The organism is Natronococcus sp., assembly GCF_047921035.1.
In the GTDB taxonomy this organism is placed as follows: Archaea; Halobacteriota; Halobacteria; order Halobacteriales; family Natrialbaceae; genus Natronococcus.
This window is the reverse complement of the sequence record NZ_JBLRWX010000111.1, coordinates 1-9,796: the sequence shown is the minus strand read 5'-3', so window position 1 is coordinate 9,796 and position 9,796 is coordinate 1. Positions and strand designations below refer to the sequence as shown.

10 protein-coding genes are annotated in these 9,796 nt (G+C 67.4%); 6 read left to right on the top strand and 4 right to left on the bottom strand.

From position 1 onward, the window contains the following. The 5 genes from ACNA7R_RS17275 to cdd all read left to right on the top strand — a co-directional run. Positions 1–731 (top strand): BMP family lipoprotein (locus ACNA7R_RS17275; protein ID WP_416284772.1); only part of this gene is annotated, 731 nt, incomplete at its 5' end. A gap of 5 nt (positions 732–736) precedes the next feature. Then, a complete protein-coding gene (locus ACNA7R_RS17270) occupies positions 737–2,347 on the top strand; it encodes an ABC transporter ATP-binding protein (protein ID WP_416284771.1) in 1,611 nt (536 codons plus the stop codon). Next, positions 2,347–3,573, top strand: coding sequence for an ABC transporter permease (locus ACNA7R_RS17265; RefSeq protein ID WP_416284770.1), 1,227 nt, complete (start codon positions 2,347–2,349; stop codon positions 3,571–3,573). Before ACNA7R_RS17270 ends, ACNA7R_RS17265 begins: the two co-directional genes overlap by 1 nt. Beyond that, positions 3,566–4,642, top strand: a complete 1,077-nt coding sequence (locus ACNA7R_RS17260; RefSeq protein WP_416284769.1) for an ABC transporter permease — start codon at positions 3,566–3,568, stop codon at positions 4,640–4,642. Before ACNA7R_RS17265 ends, ACNA7R_RS17260 begins: the two co-directional genes overlap by 8 nt. 48 nt (positions 4,643–4,690) lie before the next feature. Beyond that, complete coding sequence (cdd, locus tag ACNA7R_RS17255) at positions 4,691–5,080, top strand: cytidine deaminase (protein WP_416284768.1); 390 nt, start codon at positions 4,691–4,693, stop codon at positions 5,078–5,080. A 16-nt stretch (positions 5,081–5,096) separates the two neighbouring features. Here the strand turns inward: cdd and ACNA7R_RS17250 are convergent, their stop codons facing one another. After that, on the bottom strand, positions 5,097–5,528 hold the full coding sequence (locus ACNA7R_RS17250) for a DUF488 family protein (protein WP_416284767.1): 432 nt from the start codon (positions 5,526–5,528) through the stop codon (positions 5,097–5,099). 58 nt (positions 5,529–5,586) lie between these two features. On the opposite strand from ACNA7R_RS17250, the gene ACNA7R_RS17245 reads away from it, so the two are divergent. After that, positions 5,587–6,411: a nucleoside phosphorylase gene (locus tag ACNA7R_RS17245; RefSeq protein ID WP_416284766.1), complete on the top strand. Its 825-nt coding sequence runs from the start codon at positions 5,587–5,589 to the stop codon at positions 6,409–6,411. Here ACNA7R_RS17245 and ACNA7R_RS17240 read toward each other — a convergent pair. From ACNA7R_RS17240 to dacZ, 3 genes are all read right to left on the bottom strand, one after another. Next, positions 6,408–7,787 carry an APC family permease gene (locus tag ACNA7R_RS17240; RefSeq protein ID WP_416284765.1) on the bottom strand — a complete coding sequence of 460 codons (1,380 nt, stop codon included), beginning with the start codon at positions 7,785–7,787 and terminating at the stop codon, positions 6,408–6,410. The two genes, ACNA7R_RS17245 and ACNA7R_RS17240, sit on opposite strands and share 4 nt — an antisense overlap. 227 nt (positions 7,788–8,014) lie before the next feature. After that, positions 8,015–8,779: a mechanosensitive ion channel domain-containing protein gene (locus ACNA7R_RS17235; RefSeq protein ID WP_416284764.1), complete on the bottom strand. Its 765-nt coding sequence runs from the start codon at positions 8,777–8,779 to the stop codon at positions 8,015–8,017. 1 nt (position 8,780) lies between these two features. Continuing rightward, on the bottom strand, positions 8,781–9,605 hold the full coding sequence (dacZ, locus tag ACNA7R_RS17230; RefSeq protein WP_416284763.1) for a diadenylate cyclase DacZ: 825 nt from the start codon (positions 9,603–9,605) through the stop codon (positions 8,781–8,783). Positions 9,606–9,796 lie beyond the last annotated feature (191 nt).

The following is a 9,796-nucleotide window of genomic DNA, read 5'->3' as shown; positions in this document are numbered from 1 at the left end:
CCCTCGCGGGGAACGCCGAGGAGTACCCCGATCAGGACTTCATCATCGTCGACACGGTCGTCGAGGCCGACAACGTCCGCAGTTACCTGTTCGACGAACCCGCGGGCTCGTTTCTGGTCGGCAACCTGGCCGGACTGTTGACCGACGAGGAGTTTGCGGCCGGCGACGGCGAGACCAACCCCGACGAGTCCGCGGTCGGCTTCGTCGGCGGCGAGGAGTCGCCGCTGATCGAGTCGTTCCACGCCGGGTTCGAGGCCGGCGTCGAACACGCCAACCCGGACGCGGAGGTGTTCTCGAGCTACGTCGGCGACTTCAACGACACGGCCAGCGGCCAGGAGGCGGCCCGGACGATGTACGAGTCGGGCGCCGACATCGTGTTCCACGCGGCCGGTCGTACGGGGATCGGCGTCTTCCAGGCGGCCGAGGGCCAGGGCCGGTTCGCCATCGGCGTCGACGACGACCAGTCGGTGAGCCAGGAGGACTACGCCGACGTCATCCTCGCGAGCATGGTCAAACGCGTCGACGAGGCGGTGTTCGACGCGATCGGCTCCGTCGTCGACGAGGCGTTCGAGGGCGGCGAGACCGAGCAGATCGGCCTCGAGGACGACGGCGTCGAGGCGGTCTACGGGCAGTCGATCGGCGACGAGATCCCCGAGGAGATCACCGACGAGATCGACGAGACGCGCCAGCAGATCATCGACGGCGAGATCGACGTTCCCGACGAGTTGTGAGCGCGATGAGCGAGCCTGGCACAGCTACCGACGGGGGATCGCGGCCGAACGGGGACCTGGCCGTTCACCTCGACGGGATTACGAAGCGATTCCCCGGCGTCGTCGCGAACGACGACGTCGACCTCCGCGTCGAGCGGGGCAGCGTCCACGCGCTGCTCGGCGAGAACGGGGCGGGAAAGACGACACTGATGAACGTCCTCTACGGGCTCTACGAGCCGACCGAGGGGCGGGTTATCGTCGACGGCGAACCCCGACAGTTCGACAGACCCCGCGACGCGATCGACGCGGGCGTCGGCATGATCCACCAGCACTTCATGCTGGTCGACACGATGACCGTCGCCGAGAACATCGCGCTGGGTAACGAACCCAGGAAGTGGGGGGGTCTGGCGGTCGATCGCGACCGCATCGAGCGCGAGATCGCGGACCTCTGTGACCGCTACGGCTTCTCGGTCGATCCGTCCGCCACGGTCGACGAACTGAGCGTCGGCGCCCAGCAGCGCGTCGAGATCCTGAAGGCGCTGTACCGCGGCGCGGACGTGCTCATCTTAGACGAGCCGACGGCCGTCCTCACGCCCCAGGAGGTCGAGGACCTCTACGCGGTCCTCGAGGAACTCACCGACCAGGGGAAGACGATCATCTTCATCACCCACAAGCTCGGCGAGGCGATGCACTCGGCCGACGCGATCACCGTCCTCCGGGACGGGAAGTCGGTCGGCACCGTCGCGCCGGCGACGACCAGCCGCGAGGATCTCGCCGAACTCATGGTCGGCCGGGAGGTCCTGCTCGAGGCCGACAGCGACCCGGTCGAGACCGGCCGGCCGATCCTCTCGGCGTCGAACGTCACCGTCGAGAACGACCGCGGCGTCGAGGTCGTCTCGGGGATCGACCTCGAGGTACGGGCCGGCGAGATCCTCGGGATCGCGGGCGTCGACGGCAACGGCCAGAGCGAGCTGATCGAGGCGATCACGGGGCTGCAAACGCCCGACGAGGGAACGATCCGGTTCGACGGCGACGACGTCACGAACTGGCCCCGCCGTCGACGGATCGAGGGCGGGATGGCCCACGTCCCGGAGGACCGCCACGAACAGGGGCTGGTCATGCCGTTCGATCTCGTCGAGAACGCCGTGCTCGGGAGCCAGCGCTCCCCGCAGTTCGCCCGGAGCGGACGCATCGACTGGACCGGCGTCCGGGACCACGCCGAGGACGTCATCGAGACCTACGACGTCAGACCGCCCAACGCCGACGCCGACGCCGAGTCCTTCTCCGGCGGCAACCAGCAGAAGTTCGTCGTCGGCCGGGAACTCGAGCGCGATCCCGAACTCGTGGTCGCGACCCACCCCACGCGGGGCGTCGACATCGGCTCGACCGAGTTCATCCACGAGCGGCTGCTCGACCTCCGGCGCGAGGGGAAGGCCGTGTTGCTCGTCTCCTCGGCGCTCGACGAGGTCCAGTCGCTGTCGGACCGCCTCGCGGTCATCTACGAGGGCGAGTTCGTCGACGTCACCGATCCCGACACCGTTACCGAGGAGGAACTCGGCCTGCTGATGGCCGGCGAACGACCCGGCGAGACCACGAAATCGGAAGCGAGCGACCTCATCGAGGGAGGTGATCGCTGATGCGCGACGACCTCGAGCGCCTGCTCGGACGACTGATCCACGCCTCGGTGGCCGAACGGGTCGCCATCAGCGTCGCGGCGCTGTTCGCCGCGATCCTCGTCGGGGGCGTCCTCGTCTTCGTCTCCGGGGGCTTCGCCTCCTGTCGGGCCGGCCTCGACCTCGCCGGCGTCACCTTCTGTTACAACCCGATGCAGGTCTACTACGAGCTATTCCTGGGCTCGCTGGGTCACCCCCTCGAGGGCGACTGGAGCCCGATGAACTACAGCCTCGCGACGACGCTGCGACAGACGACGCTGCTGATCTTCGCCGGACTCTCGGTGGCCGTCGCGTTCCGCGCGGGACTGTTCAACATCGGAACGCAGGGCCAGTTGGTCATCGGCGGGCTGCTGACCGCGGTGACGGTCCTGTTCGCCGCGGCGTACGTCCCCGGTGGCTTCGTCGGCACCGTTCTGTTGATTCCGATCGGCGTCCTCGCGGGCGCCGTCGGCGGCGGGCTCTACGGGGCGATCCCCGGCGCGCTCAAGGCCTACGCGGGCGCCAACGAGGTCATCACGACGATCATGCTCAACTTCATCGCGGCCGGCGTCGCCTCGACGCTGCTCTCCTGGCGGTTCCAGGATCCCGACAGCGCGAACCCACAGACTCGAGCGATCCCGGAGTACGCGGAGATTCCGAACGTTCCGGTCGTCGGCTTCAGCGGACGGATGGACTTCTCCCTGCTCGCGCTCGGCTTCGCGGTCGCGCTCATGATCGCCATTGCCTGGCTGCTCGCCCGGACCTCGTTCGGCTACGAACTCCGGACGAGCGGTATCCAGCCGGCAGCCGCGGCCTACGGCGGCGTCGACGAGAAGCGCATGACCGTCGCGAGCATGACGCTCTCGGGGGCGCTCGGCGGAGTCGCCGGCGCCTTCTGGGTGCTGATGGAACACGGCCGCTGGCTCGAGAACGTCCCCGCCCTCGGCTTCGACGGGATCGCCGTCTCGATCCTCGCGGGGAACAACCCGCTGGGAGTCGGCGCGGCGGCCTTCCTGTTCGGTGTGCTCTCGAGCGGGTCGAACGCGATCAACACCGCGACGGACGTCCCGCCCGAACTCGTGGGCGTCCTCTCGGGGCTGATCATCCTCTTCGTCGCGATGCCGGAGTTCTTCCGAATGATGGGGCGGCGCTACGCCGACATCGGCGACCCCGAACGGGCGCGGTCGACCGGAGGTGAGGCCGATGATTGAGCTTCCCTCCAGACCCGATCGTCGGACCCTGCTCGTCGGCCTCGGCGCGATCACGGCGGCCTGGATCGTCCTCGGGCTCGTCTTCCCCGACTCGTGGGCCGGCGTGGTCCTCTCGATCGCGGCCAACCCGAGTACCCACACCACGATGCTTCGACTGGCCGTCCCGATCGCGCTGGCCGCGATCGGGGGTATCTTCGCCGAGAAGAGCGGCGTGATCAACATCGGGATCGAGGGACTGCTGATCGTCTCGGCGTTCTCGGCGATCATCGTCACGTTCTGGCTCGGCTCGGGCGAGTCGACGCTCATGCTCTCCCACCACTGGTGGGGCTTCGCGGTCGGCGTCCTCGTGAGCACGCTGTTCGCCCTGCTGTTCGCGATCGTCTGTATCGACTTCAAGGCCGACCAGATCATCGCGGGGCTCGCCGTCTGGCTGATCGCGCTCGGGCTCGCGCCCTTCGTCTCCCGGATCGTCTTCGACAGCCCCAACACCGCGGGCGTCGGCTACTTCCAGAACGTCACGGTCCCGGTGTTGTCGGAGCTCCCGCTGCTCGGCTACCTGCTGTTCGACACGCCCCCGCAGGTGTACATCATGCTCGCGGCCGCGGTCGCGGGCTGGTATCTGCTCAACAGAACCGCGTTCGGTCGCTGGGTCGTCGCCAGCGGCGAGAACCCGAAGGCGCTCGACACGGCGGGCGTCGACGTTCGACGGGTGCGCTACACTGCGGTTCTACTCTCGGGGATCTTCGCCGGTCTCGGTGGGGCGGGCTTCGCGCTGGGCCAGCTGGGGACGTTCGCCGGGGGCGGCGAGACCGCCATCGGCGGTCGGGGCTTCATCGCCATCGCGACCTACCTCTTCGCGAACTACCACCCGATCGGCGCGCTGCTCGGCTCGTTCCTCTTCGCGGGGCTCGAGGCGATGCAGTTCCAGCTCCAGAACCTCGGCTACGCCGTCCCGACGGAGCTCATCCGGACGATCCCTTACGCGACGGTGATCGTCGTGCTGGTCTTCGTCGGCAAGACCCGGCTGCCGGAGGCCGCCGGCGAGGCCTACGACGGCGACGAAGACTGATCGCCTTCGGGTCGGTGGCTTCTTTGACTCCCTCGCAGTAGCGCCCGTATGGACGACCTGATCGACGCCGCACGCGAGATCCAGACGGACGCACACGTTCCCTACTCCGAGTACCCCGTCGGCGCCGCCCTCGAGACCGAGGACGGGGAGGTGTTCGTCGGCTGCAACCTCGAGAACGCTAACTTCAGCAACAGCCTCCACGCCGAGGAGGTCGCGATCGCCGAGGCCGTCAAGAACGGCCACCGCGACTTTTCTCGGCTGGCGGTCAGCTCCGGCCGACGGGACGGGGTGACCCCCTGCGGGATGTGCCGTCAGACGCTCTCGGAGTTCTGCGACGGCGACCTGGTCGTCCTCTGCGACGAGGGCGACGGCGACGTCGCCGAGTACACCCTCGAGGAGCTGCTGCCGAACACGATCAGCCAGGAGACGCTCGAGTAGTGGTGAGGCGGCCGTCTTACGGCCGTTCCTCGAGTCGCTCCCGCAGTATCGTCCGGTGACACCGCTTCTTCTCGGTGTTCTCGTAACAGACCAGCGCCAGCGACTCGCCGTCCTCGAGACGCGCCGCGAGCTCCTCGAGGGCCGCCTTCGCCTCCGGAGACTCCTCGAGGTGCTCCCGGTAGCGCTCGCCGAAGTCGACCTGGTCCCAGGCGGCGTTGTGGGCCCCTTCGTCGCACAGGCCCTGTATCTTGAGGTCGTCCTCGGCGGTTCGGATCTCCTCGAGGAGGTCTCCCGGAGGGCCGAGTTCGGGAACGTTCTCGTCGACGGCGGCGTGGAACCACGGCGCCGGCTTCCGGACGACGCCGACCCGCGTCGTCCCGGCCGGCAGGTCGGCCAGGTCGTGCTGGATCGCGGCGACGTAGGTGTCCGCGAGGGTGCCGTCTGCCATACCGGCGCTACGGGAGCCCGGCATTTATATACACCGCGGGTGCGAACCGACGCGCCTGATGCCGGGAGACAGCGAAGATCCGAACACCGACGTACAGTACCACCTCGAGGTCACGGCCGAAGACGTCGCCGACACCGTCCTCTTACCGGGGAATCCGGAGCGGCTCGAGGTCATCGTCGACTACTGGGACGACCACGAGATGCGGGCCCATCACCGCGAGTACCGCACCGCGACGGGCAGCTACGAGGGGACGCCGATCTCGGTCACCTCGACGGGGATCGGGAGCCCCTCCGCAGCCATCGCGGTCGAGGAGCTCGCCCGGGTCGGCTGCGACACGTTCATCCGCGTGGGCTCTTGCGGTGCGGTCCAGCCCGAGATGGACGTCGGCGACCTCGTGATCACGACCGGAGGGCTCCGCCAGGAGGGAACCAGCGCCGAGTACGTTCGCGAGGACTACCCCGCGGTCGCCGACTACGAGGTCGTCAGCGCACTCGTCGCGGCCGCCGAGCGACTCGGCTACGACTACCACACCGGCGTCACGATGAGCGCCGACTCCTTCTACGCCGGCCAGGGCCGGCCCGGATTCGACGGGTTCGAGGCGGCCGGCTCCGCGGATCTGGTCGAGCAACTCGCCGAGGCGAACGTCAAAAACATCGAGATGGAGGCCAGCGCCATCATGACGCTCGCGAGCGTCTACGGGCTGCGGGCGGGCGCGGTCTGTACGGTCTATGCCGACCGCCAGGGCGGCGAGTTCAGCACCGAGGGCGAGTCCAGAGCCGCCGAGACCGCCACGCTCGCGACCCACCTGCTCGCGAAGATGGACGAAACGAAGCGGGAGGCGGGCGTCGACCGCTGGCACGCCGGGCTCTCGCTCGAGGATTAGCTCTCGAGGCGCTCGTTCTCGTGGAGCCGCTGCATCCGCGTCTCGAGGTCGATCCCTCGCTCGCCGAAGTACCACAGTCGAGCGCGGTAGAAGGCGTAGCCGAGCGCCATCCAGCCGACGAGGACGGCGACCATGACCGGCAGCTGCGTCGAGACCAGGACCCAGAGGAACGCCGCCGAGGTGACCGCGCCGACGGCCGTGACCTTGAGCAGCCACGGGGGGAGCCGGTACAGCGAGTACTCGTAGCGATCCGGGAACGTCTTCGGCAGGTTCCAGAGCGCGATTCCCGACACCGCGAGCCCGAACAGGATCGTCAGCGAGAGTGCGACCGACAGCGTGACGGTTCCGGGCGAGACCGGCGCAACGAGCAACGGCGGGACGCCCAGCAGGAGGACGGCGACGTACGGCGAGTCGTACCGATCGTGGATCCGGGCGATCGCGCCGGGGATGATGTCGTCGCGGCCGGCCCGCATCAGCAGCCGCGAGTAGGCGGTGTAGGTCATGTTGATCGAGGTGAGTGCACCCATCGCGGCGGCGAGCAAAACTAGCGCCGTCAGCGCCGCGGGGAAGTTCTCGAGCGAGACCTGCGCGACGGCGGCGTCCATCCCGCCGAGCAGTTCGTGGTTCGTCGTGCCGACGAGGACGGCGACGAGTCCGACGAGCAGGGAGAGCGAGATGACGGCCGACAGCGCCAGCACGCGGGGGATGTTCTTCGCCGGCTCCTTCATCTCCTCGCCGAGTTCGACGACGAGCCGAAAGCCCCGAAGCGGGAAGTACAGCGAGACGATGGCGACGATGACCTCGCCGCCGCCGTAGGGGAACAGCGGCGTGTAGTTGTCGACGTCGATCATGAACGCGCCGGGCACGATGAACGCGAGCATCCCGACGACGATCAGCGAGACCATCAGGAACTGGACGACGGCGACCACCGTGATCCCGAGCACGTTCAGGACGATGAAAGGGATCAACAGTCCGTAGATGAGCGCGAGGTCGGGGATTGCGGGGACGAGGGGGACGTTGTCGGCGACGAAGCCCGCGTACTCGGCGAACCCGAGCCCGATAAAGAGCATTCCCGCCCAGACGCCCGGGATGGTGATCCAGGGCAACAGAAAGCCCCAGAACGGACCGACCAGTCTCGAGGCGTAGACGTAGCTGCCGCCGGCGACCGGAATCGCGCTCCCCAGCTGCAGGGACATGAGGATCCCGAACCCGAGCGGGATCATCGCGAGCCCGAGCGCCAGGAGGATCCCGGGGCCGGCGTCGCCGGCCAGCGGCCCCGGCAACACGAACGCGCTCACCCCGATGACGTTGCCGACGATGAGCACCGTCGCCCCGACGAGCCCGACCTCGGAGTCGATTATACCGTGGTTCGACATTACACACCAGTAGTGAGCTACTGTTTGATAAAGATACGCATACAGATAACACTGTTTTCTAATACACGACTATACACTTACATCGGAATGGGTTGGGGCGGCAGTCGGGGCCGACGTTCGAGTCGCGCGCCTCGAAGCGCACAGGGGGGCTTCGAAACGACTCGTCGTCGCTCGAGGAGTCGACGACTCGCGAGAAGCGCTTCGGGATCGATTCCGCAGGACCCGGGCTACTCCCGTACCCGGACGATCCCGTCCTCGAAGACCTTCCGATTCGGAACGATGTACTCCTCGGAGTCGTCCTCGATCTTGGTGACGAAGAGGTCGACCTCCTGGACGATCCCCGTCTGGTCGCCGACTCGAACCCGGTCGCCGATTCCGTACGGCTGGTTGAGAAGCAGGTAGATTCCGGCCGCGCTCGAGACGAGGAAGTCCTGGAAGGCGTAGGCCCCGACGATAACGATCCCCGCGGCGTAGATGGCGAGCAGGATCAACAGCGCGAGTACGTGGACGCCGACCTGCCCCAGCGCGATGATCAGGGCGACGTACAACACGGAGTACTTGACGACCTTCGGGATCACCGAGACCTCGGGGAGTTTGACGCTGCGGAGGTACTCGCTGACCGCCAGCTCGGATTTGTCCGCGACGATGAAGCCGACGATCATCACGAGGACGGCGACGAACACCTGCGGGATGAACTCCGTGACCCGCAGCCAGAACGCGTCGGTGTCGAGCAGCTGCGCGATGTGGATCGCGGTCAGGACGGCGATCCCGTAGATGAACCACGCGCTCAGCCGAGCGACGATCTCGACCGTCGAGGTGCCAAGCGACTGGGCGGTCCGCTCGAAGGGTGTCCCCTCGACGGCTTCGGGGACGCCGGAGGCCGTCAGCAGCTCCTCGTTGAGCCGTCCGACCAGATAGCCGATGACGACCCCGAGGATCAACACCGCCGTCGCTATCACCGCCGGCTCGTCGATGAGCGTCTGCCAGTCCATGTTAGTACGCCTCCGGATCGACCTCCAGGATGATCTCGCCGGCCTTGAACGCCCGGACGAGACCGTCGCTTTCGGAGAGCACGATCGAGATGGCGTTCGTATCCCGCGTGATCGCGCCGCCGGCCATGTGGCGCGCACCGAGGCCCTTCGGGATGTCGACGCCCTCCGCCGAGGGCTCGAGGTAGCGGTACGCGGAGACAATCTTGCCCGCGTCGGAGATGACGAACGCGCCGTCGAGCCGCGAGAACTCCTTCAACATCACGTTCACGATCGGATCGCCGACGTGGACGTGGGACTTCTCGAAGGGGTTGTACGACAGCGGCCGGGACTTGTTCATCACCTTGCCCGCGTCGCCGACGACGAACAGCGCACCCACCGGTTTCCCCTTCTGGCCCTTCTGTCCCAGCTCGATCGCCAGCTCGAGCACCGCCTTGACGACCTCCGGGTCCGCCCGCGAGCGGGCGAACAGATCGTAGATACCGGTTCGGGCGTCGGCGTCGGCGCGCACGCGGGAGACGGTGTCGATGTCGTCGCTGAAGACGCTCGTCGCACACGCCAACGTGTCGCCGTCGTCGATGATGTCCTGATCGAGCGCGCCCTCGAGCCCGAACCGGATCCGATCGGAGATGTTGTCGAACTCGAGGGGAAGCTCGACGAACGTGTCCGCGCCGACGTCGTTCTCGGTGCCGACGACGATCACCTCAAGATCGTCGTCCGCCTCCTCGAGGTTCGTGAACCGTTCGTAGTACGACCCGCTCGGAGAGAAGAGTGCAACGGCGTCGACGCTCGAGAAGAGATCACCGAACACATCGTCTAACCCGGCCATTGCTCATACAAGCCGTTTCCGCGCGAATAAGCGTTGTGGAGTGTCTGACGCCCGTCTTGCCAACGTGTGGCACGGAGTGCTCGAGCGGCCGTTACGGCACTGATCGTGCCGAGGCGGCCGCGACCGATCGTCCGGAGACCCTCGAGCGACTGGCGGGCTGGAACCGACGGCGGGCCAAAGCGATCATGCCT

Excerpts from the sequence above, each read along its gene's own strand:
- ACNA7R_RS17270 (WP_416284771.1), top strand. The coding sequence starts at position 737 with ATGAGCGAGCCTGGCACAGCTACCGACGGGGGATCGCGGCCGAACGGG.
- ACNA7R_RS17265 (WP_416284770.1), top strand. The coding sequence starts at position 2,347 with ATGCGCGACGACCTCGAGCGCCTGCTCGGACGACTGATCCACGCCTCG.
- ACNA7R_RS17260 (WP_416284769.1), top strand. The coding sequence starts at position 3,566 with ATGATTGAGCTTCCCTCCAGACCCGATCGTCGGACCCTGCTCGTCGGC.
- cdd (WP_416284768.1), top strand. The coding sequence starts at position 4,691 with ATGGACGACCTGATCGACGCCGCACGCGAGATCCAGACGGACGCACAC.
- ACNA7R_RS17250 (WP_416284767.1), bottom strand. The coding sequence starts at position 5,528 with ATGGCAGACGGCACCCTCGCGGACACCTACGTCGCCGCGATCCAGCAC.
- ACNA7R_RS17245 (WP_416284766.1), top strand. The coding sequence starts at position 5,587 with ATGCCGGGAGACAGCGAAGATCCGAACACCGACGTACAGTACCACCTC.
- ACNA7R_RS17240 (WP_416284765.1), bottom strand. The coding sequence starts at position 7,787 with ATGTCGAACCACGGTATAATCGACTCCGAGGTCGGGCTCGTCGGGGCG.
- ACNA7R_RS17235 (WP_416284764.1), bottom strand. The coding sequence starts at position 8,779 with ATGGACTGGCAGACGCTCATCGACGAGCCGGCGGTGATAGCGACGGCG.
- dacZ (WP_416284763.1), bottom strand. The coding sequence starts at position 9,605 with ATGGCCGGGTTAGACGATGTGTTCGGTGATCTCTTCTCGAGCGTCGAC.